Consider the following 18,339-nt stretch of genomic DNA (forward strand, 5'->3'; position numbering starts at 1 on the left):
ATGCACCTTTACCTTGGAAATAGAAATTGCAGTGTCCAGGAGAAAGACCAGTCCGGAGCACCATCTGGTTTCTCAACATTGTAATAGGCTTCCAGCTTGGTATTCATTTTCTGGCTGCCGATTGCAAACATTTTACCGAAACCGCCTCCCAGCGGCACAGTCCATCGATTTCCGGAGTCCGCCTCCCAGTTAGCGGTGATGATCATATCGCTGATCAAATACCAACCCCCTTCCAGGTTATAGTTAATGAAAGGCTCAAGAAGCAGCTGGCTGACGCTGTTGCGGTCGGAGTCCCCTGCAAAGGACCAGAGTTGTCTGCCAAGGAGTCCTAATGTCCAGGGCTTCGGCTGCACGAGTACAACTGCGGTAGGGCCGAGGCTCCATTTACCGCTGCCCAGTTGATCGTTTGTGGCAGTGTCCATCATGAGTGAAGGCCCAAGACCCCAGATGATTTTTTCAGGCTCAGCAGGAGATAGAAAAACAGAATAATTGATATCGCCGAGGCCAGTGGCGCCGTCTCCTGGAATTGGGTTTGGAATTTCCGGTGTCCCAGTCACTGCGCCAGGGGTATCAATGAGAGGCGCGATGACGCGGTGAATTAAATTCCATTCCCCGATTGTCTGTGGCAAGACAGGCTGAATATTGAGAAAACTTGCCTCACCATTGTCGGCGCCGTAATCAAAACTGAATTTGAAAGGTAAACTGTACATAGCGCCAACCGGATTCTGTGTCTTGGCCGCTAGATCATCGCCTCCTGACTTTTTCTCCTGAGCCTGAGCAGAAGCAATCGCAGCGAAAAGTATCAAGCTGAGGATTAATAAAAGTCTTTGTTTCCTATTCATCTATATATCCTCCTTGAAAAGTTTATGACTTAGGATGTAGGCGAAAGTCATTGTCACACGCTAATACCAGGCAAATTTCATTTTCCAGTTTTTTTACGATATTCGACTAATCTCTGGCTATGATTGTTTGAATTGTGTCGAGGATGGTACTATCCTCAATAGGTTTTTGTAAGATAGTTACTGCCCCCAAAGCCATTGCTTGAGGGTCATTTTTAGGAATGGTGAATTTGCTACCCCTAATTACCATGAATACAAGAGAATAATGCCAGCCTCATAAACCTTCTTCATGATCGTTGGAAACAGTGACAATAGCCTTATGGATAAAAAGTGATTGTAGTTTTTCCCAAAAATTGCCGCCAAGAAGGAATAGGCCCACTAACAATAAAAAATCTCCAGCAATCGCATTAATTATTCGATATTCCCCGAAACCAGGCCAATAATATTCGATGTAAGGAGAAAGAAAGGAATAAAACAACGGGACTGTGAACATGATCAAGCCAATCCTGTACCGCGTAACGCTGACGACCCGTGAGGGAGTATACAATTTAAAAAAGCTAAACACTTTTAGCTTGATATAGGCAAAACCATCTTTCCCTGCAATTGCGGCAGCTGTTATCATCATTACTTCGGCCACCACAAACATGAACCCTGTAACCGCAGCGACTGATTTATTGGAAAATCCAATAAATGGTAAAACAGGTATAAGGACAGGCCAAGTAATACTGAGTATGAAAACGGTAAATCCTATTTTTATTCTCCACCCAGCTCCTGCTGAAGAGTCTTTAACAGATTCGATTTTCATAAAGCCTTACCTTCGTTTTTAAATTAATGGTATAAAAACATAGAAAAAAAGCTCTTTGAAACAAGATAGCAACACTTTACCAAGTCTAATCAGCACACCTTTAACTATTAATTCAAAAGAACACACAGATTAATGTTTAGTACTATCGAAAGTGTCTACATTTTATAGGTCACTTTTATGTATTCATAAAGGGCGAGAAATATATATAGTAGTGGATAGGTTACAAGAACAATATAATCAACTTTGGATGCTATGTCTTTACGCCCTCTAGCTTCTAGACGTTTCTGGCAAACAGTTATCAAAACAACGCAAGCTGCACAGCAAAAGCTGTTGACAATCACTCGATCAAGCAAGGTCAGATAACCAAGGCGTGGAAGATCATTCGATATCGTAAAATTAAAGGCCACAAACACTAGAAGATTACCGCTGGCTACTTCAAGTTGACGTCCGTAATCTTTCAGAAAAAAAATAACCCATGATACGGATATAATCAGAAGCAAGGGAAACATGATTCTATAAATATAAAAGTTCAAATGGCGCTTTACTTCCATCACCATAGTAAACCTTGATTTTTTAAAACCTTTTGTGAAAGGGACGGATTCTACTTTTTGTTCATAAAAAATGACAGACCACTCTTCCTCCCCAAGCGCATCACCTAGGGCATTATCAGATCGTTCAATACCCTCAAACATAAAAATTTCAGTTGGGTGGGAGAGATCGATGCGAATGTTGAAGCGTTGACGATCAAAAGGGTAAGCCCTAAAATCAAAACCAGGTGCCTGAAGGGTCACGGTGAACCTTTCACTGTATGTTACTCGGCCCGATGGTTCCAAAAGAACCATCTCCCCTTGTGACCAACGTTTTCCCTGTTGGTTAAAAAAAGTGAAAGAGGGGAGCAAAATGTCATTTTTTGAAGCATATGCCTTGAGGTCACTTAGTTCCATTTTTTTGACGGCGCATTTACAACTGTCAGGGCTAAAGGCCAGATTCGGATCGGTCCACATAAGAGCCAGTGAACCGACGACAGTGAACTTTTCACTCCGTTGATCGACATCTGCTATTTGGTCAACAGCTAAACCGATCTTGACATTTTGACTCTCCTCAAGGACCGGCAGACCTTTAGCTCTTGCTCCCCCTTCATTTACCTCAGGAGCATTAATTCCCACAGAGACTTGGTAGTCTGCCGCTTCCGGCATGGTATCAATTACAGAGCCGTCAATATACAAACGCATACCTTGCCTTTCCTCTCGACACTGATAACTCAAGGTGATAACATCGTTTTCTTTGTCATGATTGCCGAAAACCAGTGGTTTCGTGCCAAAATCACTTATGAAAACACGTGGCAAAGGCGCGGCGTCCTTGGTTTCAAGTCGGACATAAATCATGTCTCCTGATTTCAACTTTCTGAATTGACGAAAGGAGATTAGCCTATCTTTAGTTAACTGTAGATTGAGCTGCTGTACGTCAACCGAGCCTTCAGCATATCGGTTGTCGAGAACAGCGATTTCTAGACCGGAAGGCTCCCCTTCCCCCTCTGCAACTTCCGGAGCATTTACCCCAAGGAGTAATCTAAAAGATCCAAAGGTGAACCCGGGGCTTAAGCCAATGTAGGAATGGTTGCTGATCATGCTCCCGGCAAATATGTAATAGGTACCATCGCTGGGCACATGGAACTCCAACACAGCAGTATAGCCACTGCCACTGTCATCGTCCCATTTCAAGAAAATATTATTCGCAATTTGTGAAAAGGAATCGTTTAAATTTTGTTCAGAATGAATGATAAGTTGTAGTATTTCTTCTGAATCAATGTCTACTTCTTTATCATACTTCAAAACTCCTAAAAAGGGATCCAAATTACCGCTTTTCCGTTCCATATAAGCAAAAACAGTATCTCCTTTCTTAAGGTCACTGAGTACATAAAGCGAATGGGTATTTTCTTGTAAAAACCCTTCTATTTCTTGGATTATTTTTTGGGTTCCAGCGGAAGCTTTAAGGGGGATTGATTCTATAATAATTATAAGGAAAAAGACAAGAATGGTAGAAACGTCAAAAGAACAGTACATATTGTGATTCTTCATTGGACCCCTCCCCTAGAATCCTTTTGTACTTCTCTATACGTATATGTCTTGATTTTATCATAGATCGAAAGCAAATAAAAGGGATGTTAAGCCTGTTGAGGCAAACATTATCCCCTCTGGTAGATATTAGTATTGGCAATATTTACCGGAAAAAGGGGACAGAACTATTTATTGCCCTATTCCAGGAAATCCGGAGGTATTTTACTCCTTTTCAAACAAAACATTTTGCGGATAATCCGCAGATGTTCACGTTAATACAGCCAACTCAAATATCTTTTTTCTGCTCTAATTTCAAAATTTTACATTATTCCTGTTGCTCTTAAGAGAGAAGGAGCCTTGGGTGTGGTCGCCGATCCGATATGTCAAAATCGGGGATGGACTTTGGTTATCTCAAGTTTGTGGCAGGTGTGTTGCAATTTGCCAGGGGGCAGTACAAATCTATCTTAACCTGCCGTTTGTCTACAACCGCTCTAACATTCTACTGATAAGAAATTTCGTACAGAAAAAGAAAAGCGCCTTTTCAGACTGGAAGGGCGACCAACTGCCCTCGTATCCCTTCTAACGTAGCCTGCAGAGCTTAGCTGGCAAACCTTTGGGTCTTTTCAGAAGTCAGATTGAAAAGGCGGTTACTGTCAGATCGGTTAAGTACAAAACATTTGTTGCCTCTCCCATATTCCCGGTACCTATCCTATTAAAGATGTCGCCAAGAGGGTAGTTAGTCTAAATCGATCTTTTCAAAGGTGTTGGCCACCTGTAAATTGTTCTTGTTCTTACAGAACTCTTGACCACGCAGCAATAGATCCTGCTCGAAATTATTGTATCCTGTGTTGCCCGTCACATGGCTGGGGCAATCGACGACAAAGCCCACATGGTTGCCCACAGCCACATTGTTGCTGACAGTGCTGCCAGGTTGCGCCAGGATTCCCCACCCGTACGGCTCTGAGTTGTTTTGATTAACAGTATTGCCGGTGATAAGGCCTGACGAGACGATCCCTACGCTAAAACCAATGACCGTATTGCCGGTCACTATGCCGCCCATTGTTGTAATACCAGCTCCCTCGTTGCCATAATCTACGACGATCATATTCTCGACCCGTGAAACCCCGTATAGGGCCAATCTGCCATGCGCTATCCCGTTGCGCACGGCGACATAATACATATTGTCACCGGTAGTGATAGCAACGGGAGCGTCGATCGTGAAGCCGTTGAGGTCGATGGTCACATTGAGAATCGTCCCACCTAGATTCAAGCAGGTATCGGAGGCGGTGAGGTTGTCGGTAAGAATGTAAGAACCAGAACTTGTGATATTCTGGCAGGTCTTAATCTCCGTCGGTTGGGCAGAGGCCGCCGTTGCGAAACCTAAGACGAACATGGAAACCATAACCACTCGTGATACAACAGAAAATGTCAAAACAAAAAACTTGCGATGTTTCATTTTTTTACCTCCTTCCTGCTATCATTTATTAAAACAAAAAAGCCGAACCACCTTGTTAAAGGCAGCTCGGCTAGCTTATAGAAGACCCGTGGCTTTCCGTCCCTGTCTTACAACAGGTTTGGCTTTGTCAAACAAGTTGACCTAATTATTTAGTATATTTTATGTAAGCTTTGATAGTGAATCAAGGTAACAGCGTGGTACCTCATGCGATTAATTAGCCAAATCACTGAAAAGAGATTGCAGCGCAACGCTATTTGCAGTGAAAATGATCAGTTAGCTGGAGATGTTCTTTGGCAAGATTAGCACCGGAAGGAGAGCGGAAACTTGAGGTTCTTAACTGTGAAGGTGAGATTTTGCCGGTATGCTCGATGGGTCCAATCCTAGTTCAAACCCAAACGGTGACTGCAAAGGAATAATGTAACATTTTTAAATTAAGAAGAAATCAAGATATTTGGATCGGCAATGTTAACCTCCGGAGTGAGGGGCGCGCCGAAATCCTTGTTCGGTAAGGCACAACCGATGTTCGCGTCCCTCTCCACCCGCTGGTTATGTGCCTCTTTCATTAAGAGAAAATGTCTGTGACGTCTAATGTAATGTCCTTGGGTCGTGTATAGAGTAGCGAACGCTTTATCTCGCCTCCGAAAGTCGACCCGTTAATCTGTAAACACTGCGGCGGTGAGATGAAAATTATCAGCTTCATCTACGAGCAGGCGGTCATCAATAAAATTCTGGTTCATCTGCATCTGTATTCGGAGCCAAAACAACAACGAGCGCCTCCGGTGCCGGAGCCGGGAAAAATTATAAGTGATTATGAGTCATATGATGATGGCTGGCTAGGCTATGAGGAGCCCTCTGAAGATGTCAATTCGTTATGAAACCTGCGGTGGGGAGGTTTGCGCTGAAAACGGCAAAAAGGAGGAGCATAGGCCAAATTCGCCGATCTACTGCGATACTGTAGGGCAATTGGCGGGAATGTGAATGAAAATGTTGCGAACCTGACTTTGATCAGTTAGTATTTTCTTGTAAAGACATGAGTAGTGGGCCTGGAAGGCCCATTTTTTAGGGAAGCCTGAAAAAGCGAATTCTTATCACCTATCACCCAAGACGGGGCATCGAGGCTGTCGCCCCATGTATCGCATAGCTTCAGGATATCATCATGGCGACGACCACGACGGGCAAGCCACCGCGGCAACTAAGCCTGGCCACGCAGGTCTTCATCGGTCTCGGCCTCGGCGTCCTGGTCGGGGTCTTTTTCGGTGAGGAGGCAGCATTTCTGAAGATCGGCGGCGACGTCTTCATCGCGCTCTTGCAGATCACGGTCATTCCCTACGTCGTCGTGGCTTTGATCACCTCACTCGGCCGGCTGACTCTCGATCACGCAAAGGCGCTCGGACTTCGGGCGGGCGGCGTTCTCCTGGTGCTCTGGGCAATCGGGATCTCGGTGGTCCTGGCGAGCCCTCTCGCCTTTCCCGACTGGCCGTCGGGTGCGTTCTTCAGCGCCAGCCAGATCGAACAGCTGCAGCCCGTCGACTTCCTACAATTGTACATACCGGCCAACATCTTCGCATCGCTGTCGAACGCGGTGGTTCCAGCCATCGTCGTCTTCAGCATCCTCTTCGGCGTGGCACTGATCAACGTCGCCACCAAGGCGCGCATCCTCGACCTGCTGACGACAGCGAGCGACGCGCTCCTGGCCATCAACGGCTTCATCGGTCGGCTCGCCCCCTACGGTGTCTTCGCGATCACCGCCAGTGCCGCTGGCACGATCGACGTTGGCGATCTCGGCCGCCTGCAGGTCTATATCGCGGTCTATGTCGTGATCGCGCTGATCATGAGCTTCTGGCTCCTTCCCGGCCTCATCGCAGCTACGACACCTTTGCGCTATGGCGACATCATGCGCACCTTCCGCGGCCCGTTGGTCACCGCCTTTGCCACGGGCAACCTGCTGATCGTGCTGCCGATCCTCGCCGCCGACGGCAAGGGGATCCTCGCACGCCTCGATGACGCGACGACGGATCCCAAGGCTAGGCGAATCGAACGCTCGTCGATCGATATCCTGATCCCCGCGGCCTATCCGTTCCCGAACCTGGGCGGCATCCTGGCCTTGATGTTCGTGCTTTTCGGCGGGTGGTATGTCGGCTCGGCGGTCGAACTCGCGGCCTATCCGACCCTCGTCGTTGTCGGGCTCGCCAGCCTCTTCGGTGGCACCGTTCTGGCGTTGCCGTTCCTCTTCGACCTGCTGAGCTTGCCGGCGGACCTGTTCCAGGTGTTCATCACGGTCGACGTCATCGGCAGCCGCTTCGGCACGCTGCTGGCAGCGATGCACATCATCGCGATCGCCTTGATCGGCACCTATGCTTTGCAGGGCGCGATCACGCTGCGTTTCTTTCCCCTGCTGCGATTTACCCTGGTGTCGGCTATTCTGATCGGTGGGTCGCTGGCTGGTATCCGAGCGGTCTACACTTACGTCTACGTCGCTCCCTATCGCACGGCCGATCTGCTCGAGAGCCTGCAACTGACGGAACCGCCGCAGCCGCACACCGTCTATCGCGAGTCACCGAGCGATGGCGACGCGGCCAGCGGCGCAAGCGAAAACCTGGAAGGGATCCTCGAGCGTGGCACGCTCAAGGTCTGCTACGCCCACGACGACTATCCGTCCGCCTTCCTGAACGCCAAAGGCGAACTGGTCGGTTTCGACGTCGCAATGGCCCACCGGCTCGCCAGAAGCATGAATCTGGCGATCGAGTTCGTGCCGATCGACTCGATCGCCGATATCGAAAGGCGCGTGTCCACAGGATACTGCGACGTCGCGATGTCACTTGTGCCGATCTCGCCGGACCTCACCAGGGCAGTCTCCCTGACGGAAAGCGTGCTCGAGATCGCGCTCGCGATGATTGTTTCGGACCATCGCCGGAACGAATTTGCAACATGGGCCGAGATCGCGAAAATCGACGGGCTTCACGTTGCCATATCCGACAGCTTTGTCGGCCGAAATTGGCTCGCCAGGGAGTTGCCGAACGCCACGGCCACCGTCTTTAGAAGCAAGGCCGACCTCGATTCGATGCTGGCCGCAGGCGCTCCGGGAGTAGACGCTGTTCTCTCCGCCGGGGAGGAGGGCGCGGCCTGGACGATCCGTTACCCCAGATTCAACCTCGTGGCGCCGACGCCGGTCAGGCTCTTGCCGTACGGCTATGCCGTCGATCGCCGCAACCATGAACTACTGCTCTACCTCGATACCTGGCTCGTCAACGCCAAGATCGACGGCACAATCGATCAGCTCTATCGCTACTGGATGCTGGGCGAGGTCAAGGAGAGCCAACCGCCGCGCTGGTCGGTGATCCGCAATGTGCTCGGTTGGATCGATTGACGCAGCAGCGACGCGACCGGGTGTCCGCCGCCTAATAGAACAAACCAGATGAGCCAGATCCTCCCTCTATAATCATACTCATTATTTACGCCTAGCAGATTCAAGTGGACTTCAACAAGGCAGTGAAACTGATTTTCCTCTCAATTGATCATAACGTTGTCGGTAAATCTGTACATAGGCAGGCCTTGCCTTTAGTGCACATACAACAATTGAAGTTATTCCTGAATAATGTAGTCGCAGCAACCTAGCCTTGGCCTTAACATTGCCAAATCGAAGGTAAATATTTTTTACTTACCCTTTAACTTAGGGTTTTTCCTGTCCATTACTCAGCCAGGCAGGTAGGTCTTCAACTCTATACCTTCACCAAAATATAGTTCCATTTCCTGGGCCCTTGGTCGGTTCGCCGTTATGCTTCTAACACAAAAGCATGTGGTGAGGCGCTCTGGCTGGCAATATTGCCGTATAAACGAGAAAAAGAAAACAGAGGGTGGTGCCCCTCAATCATTTGAAAAAGAGCAGGAATATAGAGGCTGCAGGAGCAGTTTAATGTTCTGCAGAAATTGCTGGTAAGGTTAAATCATACCACTAATGGCCTTTATACTGCGGTTTTCGGCACTAAAATCCGGTTTAATTTACCTTCATAAGGAGTTATTTACGAAATGGACAGTTTGTATACGTAACAACCCTGTTTTTTCCTGTTGATTTAGATGGTTACCTACAGCTAATTTTTCTCATTATATCCTTGTAAGTCAAGATTTATCTCCGAACTGAGCGGAGTCAGAGGCCGCTTGTGAGAATGGGCCCTCAAATCGCTCGTCGGAGCAGGTGGTCTCTGGTGGAGCGGTTTAACACCTCATATTCCATGAGGTCAGCGATCCTTTTACTTCCATGATTCTCGTCATAGCCTGGTAATAGTCCATACGAGCCTTCTGGTTTGATAGGCGGGCATAGCGCATAGTCGTCTTAATTTTACTATGACCAAGCAGATACTGAATCGTAACAATGTCGGCACCGGCGTTGAGCAAATCTGTGGCCATCGTATGCCGAAGCTGATGGCAACTAACATGAACACCGCTTTTTACTGAGTAGTGCTCAGCTCTCTTTTGAATGCCTCTCACCGATAATGGTTTACCTTTGTAGAGGCCTTTTTCAACCAGAAAGATCCGAGGCTCTTCCGTCTCAGGCCGCAGCTGTAAATACGCAGCTAACGCTTCTGCCGCATCGTCATAAAGGTAAACAAGTCGATCCATGGCACCTTTACCACACCGCACCATGATCTGGTTGCGACGGTGGTCAATAACCCCGATGGTCAGATTGGCCACCTCCTCAACTCTCAGGCCGCAGCGCAGCATTAACAAGAATATGGCCAAATCACGCTGTTTGCTGATCACACCGAAAAACGCAGCGACCTCGCTGTCCTGAAGGAATCTTGGAAGCGGTTTGGGCAGACGCAGGGATAAACCACTGATGACCGGGTTGTCAATTTCCCGTTGTTCCTCTTCCTGGAGATAACGGTAGAAGCTGCGAATGGCAATCAGGTGACCGTTAATCGTCTGAGGACCGAGCCTTCTGTCCAGCAGGATGTCGATGAACTGCTTGATATGGATCGACTCTGCCAATTCAACCGTAACCGGTAGCCAGCCAAGAAAGTGCTGCAGTCTATTCAGATAGTTTTTTCTTGTGTGGTTGGAGTAGTTTCTTCTCTTCAAATACCTTTTGTAATGCAGTACTGACTCGGTAAGGTTCATCAGATTCTCCTCTCCGTTGGATAACTGCCATGGCTCGGTAATAGTCTTCTTCTTTTCGCTGATCTGAGAGTCGTGCATAGCGCAGAGTCATCTCGATATCCTGATGACCCAGGATTTGCTGCAGGACTTCGACGTGCATACCGGCATTAATCATGTCTGTGGCGAAGGTGTGTCTGAGGCTGTGAGGGCTGTACCCCTTATCTAATAGGTCTGCTCGCTTAAGCGTCTTTCTCATCGCATTCCATGCGGAAGCATAGGTCAGCGGTTTGTCCGACCTGCCGTAAAACAGATAGCGCCGGGTTTTGTCGCGGGTCCGCAGCCACTGCTTCAGCGCCTGTTCGGCATCAGCACTGTAATAGACTTCTCTTCCTTCATAGTTCTTCGATCCTACGTACAAAAGAATCTTCTGATCATGGAGGAGGATATCAGCTACCTTTACCTCCAGCAGCTCTCCGATTCGCATACCGGTTCGCAGTAGGAGCATGATCAGAGCTCGATCTCTTACACTTGCAATTGCATCAAGAATACGATTGATATCTTCTTTGGGCATTGCCTTGGGGAGTGCGTCTGGTTCCTGCATGCGAATTTTAGGGTTCATGATTTCTGGGGGTACGATCTCCTGATCTACGAGGTAGTTGATGAAGGCGTAGACCACCCTCAAATGGGAAATTATTGATACGGTCTTTAGCCCCCTATCTTGCTCTCCTTCTACAAAAGCACCGATGTCACCCCTCGTCAATGCCAATATAGAACTACTTTCTTTGTTGAGGAAATGCATGAAAGCCAGAATGACGCCGCCTGCATGGTCAATGGTACGATGCGAAAGGTTCTTGATATATTTGCCGTGCAAGTATGCTGTGACTAATTGGTTGCCTGGCAGGCCACTTGCGGTTATGCGTGTAGTCCAGCGGTCCAATATCTTGCGTTTATAAGGGACGGTCTCGGATGCGGGTTCCGGAAAAATGGAGCGAGAGGGGGCGGTTGGATGGTAATCAGGAGTTAGTACGTCTTGGCGTATACCTGTTGTTTCGGTCATCGAGTCCTCCTTTTTCTTTGTTGAAAAAACAGGATGTTAATGACCGCATTATAACACTTTATGCGGTTTTCACTTTGTTACGTATAAACAGTAAGAAGGTCAAGTTAGACTGTAGGTAAAAAGAGAATATGTTCGAGATGGTAATGTTAACCAACCGGATTTTCCTCCATAGCCTCTTTTGATTTCTGCAAAATTGCAAAAAATCCCACTACAAAAAAAACTTCAGCGAATACTTTTAAGGAGTCTTCTATAAAAGCAACCCATATACTAAGAATGGAGGCATGTTCTTGCTCAAAAATAAGAGGAAGGATGTCATTTCTATTTATGAGCATGTCGAGCGGAATCATGACAAAAAAAGAACAAATCCAATAACAAAAAAGACAAAGGTTTCCCTGTAGGCTTTCAATTCATCGCGGAAAACAAAAAGCACTCCTATACCCGCCAATCCGTAGAGACCTACAAGGAAATCGTCGATTCGATCAGTAAGGGCAGTCTCTTCCATATTGAAGACGTCATGAATAAAGTAGTCAATATTTTCATGAACCAAAAAAAGTTCATCGACAGCTAGAAAAAGAAAACCAAGTGCAATAATTAGCCAGACAAAAGAAGAGTCTCTCCAGAGAGAGGACCTTCTCTGTATTCGCTGGGTACGGAATATATTATACGACAACCAGCCTATCACCAATAATTGGAAAACCGATAGTTTGGTAATGAATCCATCTTCAGTGAAAGAATCTACGCCGATATAAATGTAGATTATAACGCCCGCACTCACCGCTAACAAATTCAATGATAGAACTAAAAAAAAAACTACCCGAGAAGTCATACTTCTTACTCCAGAGCAACCATTAAATTGACGTTTAACCGGCTAACTTCAGGTATAGAAACACTAAAACAAGAGAACTATAGATGATGATTCCATGCTATCGAATAATTCTATATTGTAGAAGTTAATTCAAATAAAATACAATATAGCTTCTATGAAGTAAGGTTAACCAATGACAGGTATCCCCATGCTTGATGTTTTTCCTCTGCATTGCTGATCTTGGATGCACAAGAAACACCTCTCGCTGGTGGATACAACAGGGCTATGGACCGTCGCCTTGGAAATGCTAAGTTTAAGATTTTACTTAGATTTTCCCCTCTTTTTTAAGCCTTTCGTAGGTCTTTGGGTGTTGCTCTTTCAAACATTCCGGACAGATACTATGAGTGAATTCAGCTTCAGAATTTTGTCTTATATAATCCTCTATTCGGTTCCAATACCCCCTATCATCTCGAATTTTTTTGCAATGACCACAAACAGGTAGCATACCTGAAAGCAGCTTCACTTTATCTAAGTTTTCTTGGAGCTCTTCAATAAGTCTATTTCGTTCAAATTCTAATCTTTTACGTTCGGTTATATCTGTCAAAAATATGGTGAGCCCGATAACTATTCCATTATCGTCGTAGATAGGGTTATAATTATTCTCGTAGAATCTACGATTGAGATCAACATCCCCGTATTCTTCTTCAATGACAAATGATTCCCCTTTTAATGTGCGGTCAAAGTTATTTTTTGCTTTTTCCCTATCATTATCTGATTTTATATAGTCAAGCATGTTACTATTAAGTTCAATTGTAACACCCCATATTTTCTTCATGGTTTGACAATGATTCATGTTGAAAACTAAGTACTTGTAGTTACAATCTAAAGCAAAGATTACGATCTCTTTAGGGCTTTCGACAACAGACTTTAATACAGCATAAGAGTCCTCTAGCGAGTGTAGTAAGTCTTCTCTTGACAATAGCGATATCTGTTTCTTCACAAGTTATAAATTATCTCCTAAGATCCGTATCTATCTGTCCGTTTCTTGCTTGTCTCTATAAAAAAATATATGGCAGGAAGGATGTCGAAGTCAAGCTCGCTATGCGAAAAGGTGTAGTGGCAACCCTAATCAGTAAAATAAACCGTCATTTAAGGTTATTCCTGTTTATCCACAGTCCAAAATAATTCCTGGACATCGCTATGTTTGTCTTGAATTATCTTTTCCCGGCAATAACTTTGATAGTCATAATCTATAGAAGAAATCTTCACTTTATTAAATAGTTCTGTCCTCTTTTTTGCTGAAATCATGCCCATAAATCCGGGCGAGTCCATATTCCTTGCATATTTGCAGTGTAGAATCGGATTAGCTACATCATTTAACTGCTACAGCATGACAAAAACACCATGCGAAGCAAACACTTTTCAACAACCAAAATCCGTCCCGGTCCGCGTGAAACTCAAGATACGACATAAACTTTTTTCTACTCTTCTGTTAACAAGTCTAGTGGTTGCAGCGGTCCTCTTTCTCTTCCTCCAATGGAATTTTGATCGAGGCTTTATCAATTACGTCAATAAACAGGAAATAAAAGAACTCGACCTTTTGGCTGAACTGCTCAGTAAAGAATATGGTTCGCATGGTAATTGGCTTTTTATGGTCGACAACTATGAACTGTGGATTCAGCTGCACTCTATAATAACCGGAGAATCACTCCCTTTTCCTCTTTCTCAACAGAGGCGAGGAAAACAGCTCGGCAGTCCACCTAGCCACAACGGCCCCAAACCTCATCATCGGGAAGTTGAACATCCGCCGCCAAAAGGTGGTTCTTTTTTAGGACCACGAATACTTCTTGTAAACGTTGAGAAAGAAAAAATTATTGGAGAACCGATTCAAGATAGTAAAAATATCACCTTTCGCCCCATCGTCTACAAAACGGAGACAGTCGGTTATCTAGGAGTTGTACCAGTAGAGGAACTTTCAGAAGCCGGCGACCTACTTTTTGTAGAACAACAAACAGTATCATTTGCTGTGGTAACCGCGGTGATGGTCATATTTTCTTTTCTGGTCTCTTTTCTTGTTACCAGTCACCTTATACGACCGATTAACGAACTCATTGAAGGCACCAGAAAACTCATTGGCGGCTGGTTTTCAACGCGCATCCCTGTAACCACAAGAGATGAGCTGGGAACCTTGTCTAAACATTTTAACAACCTCGCTAACACTCTGGAAGAAAATGAAAAAGCCAGGCAGCTATGGGTGGCGGATATTTCTCACGAACTCCGTACCCCGCTGGCGATTCTCCTGGGTGAAGTTGAAGCTATGCAGGATGGTATTCAAAAAACAGATGCGCAGAGCCTGGCTGGACTACATGGTGAGATTCTGCACATGGGAAGACTGGTAAATGACCTGTATGAGCTTTCCATGACAGATATCGGCGCATTGAATTATAAAAAAATCAATGTTGATATCTGTCAAACCCTGATGGAAACGGTAGATCTTTTTGAACAACGGTACCTGAAAAAAGGTTTGCAACTGAGCGTGGTCCCACAAAACCTCCCACCTGTCACACTGCTGGCCGATCCTGACCGCATGCAGCAGCTCTTTACAAATGTACTCGAAAATAGCCTGCGTTACACATCTTCACCCGGAGAAGTCGAAATACGTGTATCAATGACAGCTGAAACGATCTCTTTCCAGATTATGGACAGTGAACCGGGTATCTCGCCGGTACAACTTCCCCGTATATTTGATAGATTATTTCGTGCAGATGCGTCCCGTAATCGCAAGTCAGGTGGCGCTGGTCTTGGAATGTCTATTTGTAAAAATATTATTGAAGCTCACCAGGGGTATATTGATGCTGCGGATTCACCCCTCGGCGGCCTGCAGATTACTATCAGATTACCTCGAGCCACGTGAATGGAACATATTATGAAACAGATGGTCCTTGTTGTTGAAGATGAGCCTAGACTTGCGGAAATTCATCGAAAATATTTAGAGCAGGCAGGGTATGAAACACACGTCCTGGATGATGGAAATGCAGTTACGCCATGGGTAAAAGAAAACATGCCGTCCCTTATCCTGCTCGATTTGATGCTGCCGGGATGCGATGGCCTGGATATCTGCAAAAAAATCCGTCAGTTTTCCAACCTCCCTATCATCATGGTTACCGCGCGTGTTGAAGAAATCGACAGGCTCCTTGGCCTCGAGTTGGGAGCTGATGATTATATCTGTAAACCCTTTAGCCCGCGGGAAGTTGTGGCCCGGGTCAAGGCTGTATTGCGTCGCAATTTTCCGCCTAAGAAAAATGAAGAAATGTTAGTCATTGACCAAGAGTGCTATGCGGCAAGTCTTTTTGGGAAAAAACTTGATTTAACGGCGGTGGAGTTCCGTTTGCTGAATATTCTTGCTGCCAGACCTGGGCAAATTTTCTCCCGTGACCAGTTGATGGAACGTATTTACCCAGATCAACGTATTGTGTATGACCGGACGATTGACAGTCACATAAAAAATCTACGGAGAAAAATAGCAGCAATTGATCCGGATTTGGAAATTATTCAGTCTGTGTATGGAGTTGGGTATAAGTATGAGCTGCACATCCCTGATTAATATCAGCAGGTGGACGCAGAATCCGGCTTTAAACATATTAAAGATATGTGTCACTTCAAAGTAATACAAACGGGGCTCCGGCATCTATTTGAAAAGTACCTGTAACTCCTCACAGGTACCCCACGGAGTCTCCCGTTTGTCGCTTACCTCTTCGGACAGTTACCACTTCAAGGCATAGAGAGGCAACCGGAGTCTTTGCTTACCTGATCTCAAACGAACTCACTAATAATTCAAGTTCCCCTGCAAAAAGATACTCGCTTGCCGCAACCGATTCTTTAAACACTCATATACTTTTAACAAAGCTGCAACCGTTCATTAAAAGGCTGGTGGCATACTTTAGGAAAAGAGTTTGGAGCGAAAAGGCATCTAGCCCCTGATCCAGACAATGTTTTTCATCAAGGAACCTTTTATGCGTTACGCCCTTTCTTTTTCGCCGTCTGTCTCCAATCACGCCCTGATGAAGCAAACACAAAGACTTCGGGTAAAGAGATGACAGTGGGATGAACAGGAGGAATGCGTATTTTATCTCCATGTTGCAGCGTCCCTGCTAAATAACATGCAGTCGGAAGGGCAACAGAGATTTCGACAAACACCTGCCCAACCACCACCTCCATGTCAGCCGGGGTTCCGCCCATATCAGCAACCGGGATTCTCTCGCCATAGCCCAAGGCAGGAAAAGTCACTGTTCACGCCACCCACTTAAGCGCAATCTTGAGCTGAAGTTTCTAAGATACCCTAAAGTAGCAAAAAGGCGGACCACACAACTACTGTCGGCACGAGAGCTCCTTTCAGCAACCCCAATGGGGAAACGCCGTTTTTGAAGTGGCGTTTTAAAAGAGACTGCCCAGCCGGGTTGGGAGCATTGGCAATGACCGTAAGGCCACCTCCTGCAACGGCACCCGCTACCACGGCGTATTTTAAGCTATCTGTGAAGTTAGGGACAAGGGTACTGAGAAAGGTGATCGCTGCATTGTCGTTAAATGCAGTGAGAATGGTTGCACCAAGCATCAGGGGAACCTCAGGCAAACTGCCCAGCACCGGTTCAATCCACCACCCCTGCACTCCACCGTGGATGACCAGCCCACCAAGAAAAAAACCGACCAGCAGTGGTGGTTTGAGGTCTATCCGGTTTTGATAAGGAGCGGTTACTTGAGCAAATCCAAGGAAAAAGAGCAACCCAGGGATAAAGAGTTCGGGGTAATGGGCATTGAAAATAGTCCATGCCATGAAGAAAATGTGTGCCAGAGTCACCCACCCTGGTACTTTATCCTCCCTATTATCCCATTCAGGATCGATGTAGGGAGCCCGTTGCGACTCGGCAAGGATACCAGGAAAATTTTCCCGTAATTTGGACAACTTGACCTCTTCAAGGCGTTTCTCAAATGCCTTATGAGCGAGGTCTTGGTCAACACCGGTTTTCGCTACTTTGTCGAGATAAAGGGGCTCCAGCTCTTTCCTTACGCGGGAGACAACTTCAGCAACTTGTTGCTCAAGTTTTTCATCAAACTGCATCTCATGTCTAACCTTGGGACCGATTGTGTCGATATATGTCTCCATTTCGTTTCGACACAGGTATTTTTTACGAATTTCATCCTTAAGACGACGCATCTCAAACGTTTCAGCCAATTCACCAAGGGTGCGACGGTAGACAACATAATAAACACCGTTGGCAACAAGAATGCCCAATATCGCCTTCCAACCAAACTGCGTGAGCATATGGACGGTACCCCAATCCCATGGATTGGCAACCATCAGCACCGGGGGGGCTGCAAAGTGCGTCAGTGTTCCGCCCACGGAAATGTTGACAAAGAGCAGTCCCAAAGTCGCATATTTAAACCCTTCAGGAGGCTCCAGTTCATAAAACTTACTGCTCAGGAGCAGGGCTGAAATGGTCATAGCTGCGGGCTCGGTGATAAGGGAACCCAGCAACGGCCCTATTGTCAAAATAGTAAACCACCACCCAACAAGCGACCCGCCCATGAGCCCGGCAATCCTTTCCATTACCAATTCCGAGATTTTCAGGATTGGCCGTGTGGCGGCTAAGGCCATGATAACGACGACAAACAGGGGTTCAGTAAAGTTCACCCTATCGGTTAAGTAATACTTGAGGGTTGACCAATCAAAAAACAACACGATGGTCACGCCTAATGCAACAGCCCATATACCGAATACAGCTTCAACCTCGCCTAAAAAATGGTAGACTTCGGCTTTATGTGAAACCGAATTTTTTGGTACCTCCCCCCGAACTTTCAACTTTTCATGGTTTCGTTGCAGGCGATGGGAAATAGACAAGAATTTTGAAGTTAAAAAGGTATGGACAATGGCCAGCACAAAAATGAGGGTGGCGAAAATATTAAAGGGTTTTACTTTTATACGATGCACTAATTGAGCGGTAATACTGCCCATATCAGCATCATTATAGTTTTGCAAAAGCATGGGAAATTCAACCGAACCAGCCCCTTCCGGAGCTGCCGATAAAGCCGGATCAATTATAACAAACACAAGGGCTATACAAAAAAAGCTCACCAGAATGGCCCGTATGAATTTCATGGACAATACCTCACGTTTGTATTGTAAGAATAAATGGTAACTAAGAGTATAACACCGCATACAACTGACTCT

The 18,339-nt window shown here is 46.1% G+C and carries 15 protein-coding genes and 1 riboswitch; of the genes, 4 read left to right on the top strand and 11 right to left on the bottom strand.

The window, feature by feature from the left end; all coding sequences use genetic code 11:
* Nucleotides 1–8: 8 nt before the first annotated feature.
* From ACHZCY_RS06415 to ACHZCY_RS06430, 4 genes are all read right to left on the bottom strand, one after another.
* Nucleotides 9–842 carry a hypothetical protein gene (locus ACHZCY_RS06415; RefSeq protein WP_319548230.1) on the bottom strand — a complete coding sequence of 278 codons (834 nt, stop codon included), beginning with the start codon at nucleotides 840–842 and terminating at the stop codon, nucleotides 9–11.
* A 271-nt stretch (nucleotides 843–1,113) separates the two neighbouring features.
* Entirely contained in the window at nucleotides 1,114–1,644 is a 531-nt protein-coding gene (locus ACHZCY_RS06420; RefSeq protein WP_319548231.1) for a transporter suffix domain-containing protein, read from the bottom strand.
* 155 nt (nucleotides 1,645–1,799) lie between these two features.
* Nucleotides 1,800–3,722, bottom strand: coding sequence for a ligand-gated ion channel (locus ACHZCY_RS06425; RefSeq protein ID WP_319548232.1), 1,923 nt, complete (start codon nucleotides 3,720–3,722; stop codon nucleotides 1,800–1,802).
* Nucleotides 3,723–4,437: 715 nt separating this feature from the next.
* On the bottom strand, nucleotides 4,438–5,157 hold the full coding sequence (locus tag ACHZCY_RS06430; RefSeq protein ID WP_319548233.1) for a hypothetical protein: 720 nt from the start codon (nucleotides 5,155–5,157) through the stop codon (nucleotides 4,438–4,440).
* Between the two features lie 57 nt (nucleotides 5,158–5,214).
* Nucleotides 5,215–5,290, bottom strand: a riboswitch (cyclic di-GMP riboswitch).
* Between the two features lie 547 nt (nucleotides 5,291–5,837).
* On the opposite strand from ACHZCY_RS06430, the gene ACHZCY_RS06435 reads away from it, so the two are divergent.
* Both ACHZCY_RS06435 and ACHZCY_RS06440 read left to right on the top strand, forming a co-directional pair.
* Nucleotides 5,838–6,032 carry a hypothetical protein gene (locus ACHZCY_RS06435; RefSeq protein WP_319548234.1) on the top strand — a complete coding sequence of 65 codons (195 nt, stop codon included), beginning with the start codon at nucleotides 5,838–5,840 and terminating at the stop codon, nucleotides 6,030–6,032.
* A gap of 281 nt (nucleotides 6,033–6,313) precedes the next feature.
* Entirely contained in the window at nucleotides 6,314–8,524 is a 2,211-nt protein-coding gene (locus tag ACHZCY_RS06440; RefSeq protein ID WP_319548235.1) for a cation:dicarboxylate symporter family transporter, read from the top strand.
* 845 nt (nucleotides 8,525–9,369) lie between these two features.
* Here the strand turns inward: ACHZCY_RS06440 and ACHZCY_RS06445 are convergent.
* The 5 genes from ACHZCY_RS06445 to ACHZCY_RS06465 all read right to left on the bottom strand — a co-directional run bounded on the left by ACHZCY_RS06445 (nucleotide 9,370) and on the right by ACHZCY_RS06465 (nucleotide 13,113).
* Nucleotides 9,370–10,272, bottom strand: coding sequence for a tyrosine-type recombinase/integrase (locus ACHZCY_RS06445; protein ID WP_205225061.1), 903 nt, complete (start codon nucleotides 10,270–10,272; stop codon nucleotides 9,370–9,372).
* Nucleotides 10,184–11,308, bottom strand: coding sequence for a tyrosine-type recombinase/integrase (locus ACHZCY_RS06450; RefSeq protein WP_319548236.1), 1,125 nt, complete (start codon nucleotides 11,306–11,308; stop codon nucleotides 10,184–10,186). The genes ACHZCY_RS06445 and ACHZCY_RS06450 overlap by 89 nt, the downstream gene beginning before the upstream one ends.
* 146 nt (nucleotides 11,309–11,454) lie before the next feature.
* The gene (locus tag ACHZCY_RS06455) at nucleotides 11,455–11,640 is read right to left on the bottom strand and encodes a hypothetical protein (protein WP_319548237.1); all 186 of its coding nucleotides are present in this window, start codon (nucleotides 11,638–11,640) and stop codon (nucleotides 11,455–11,457) included.
* Nucleotides 11,641–11,651: 11 nt separating this feature from the next.
* Complete coding sequence (locus ACHZCY_RS06460) at nucleotides 11,652–12,134, bottom strand: hypothetical protein (protein ID WP_319548238.1); 483 nt, start codon at nucleotides 12,132–12,134, stop codon at nucleotides 11,652–11,654.
* 304 nt (nucleotides 12,135–12,438) lie between these two features.
* Nucleotides 12,439–13,113, bottom strand: a complete 675-nt coding sequence (locus ACHZCY_RS06465) for a PAS domain-containing protein (protein ID WP_319548239.1) — start codon at nucleotides 13,111–13,113, stop codon at nucleotides 12,439–12,441.
* 390 nt (nucleotides 13,114–13,503) lie between these two features.
* On the opposite strand from ACHZCY_RS06465, the gene ACHZCY_RS06470 reads away from it, so the two are divergent.
* Together ACHZCY_RS06470 and ACHZCY_RS06475 are read left to right on the top strand one after the other, a co-directional pair.
* Nucleotides 13,504–15,027 carry an ATP-binding protein gene (locus ACHZCY_RS06470; RefSeq protein ID WP_319548240.1) on the top strand — a complete coding sequence of 508 codons (1,524 nt, stop codon included), beginning with the start codon at nucleotides 13,504–13,506 and terminating at the stop codon, nucleotides 15,025–15,027.
* Between the two features lie 12 nt (nucleotides 15,028–15,039).
* Nucleotides 15,040–15,717, top strand: a complete 678-nt coding sequence (locus ACHZCY_RS06475; RefSeq protein WP_319548241.1) for a response regulator — start codon at nucleotides 15,040–15,042, stop codon at nucleotides 15,715–15,717.
* A 407-nt stretch (nucleotides 15,718–16,124) separates the two neighbouring features.
* Here the strand turns inward: ACHZCY_RS06475 and ACHZCY_RS06480 are convergent, their stop codons facing one another.
* Nucleotides 16,125–16,400 carry a hypothetical protein gene (locus ACHZCY_RS06480; protein ID WP_319548242.1) on the bottom strand — a complete coding sequence of 92 codons (276 nt, stop codon included), beginning with the start codon at nucleotides 16,398–16,400 and terminating at the stop codon, nucleotides 16,125–16,127.
* Between the two features lie 52 nt (nucleotides 16,401–16,452).
* The gene (locus ACHZCY_RS06485) at nucleotides 16,453–18,267 is read right to left on the bottom strand and encodes a putative Na+/H+ antiporter (protein ID WP_319548243.1); all 1,815 of its coding nucleotides are present in this window, start codon (nucleotides 18,265–18,267) and stop codon (nucleotides 16,453–16,455) included.
* Nucleotides 18,268–18,339 lie beyond the last annotated feature (72 nt).

Source organism: Desulfogranum marinum, from assembly GCF_963675105.2.
Classification (GTDB): domain Bacteria; phylum Desulfobacterota; class Desulfobulbia; order Desulfobulbales; family Desulfobulbaceae; genus Desulfogranum; species Desulfogranum marinum.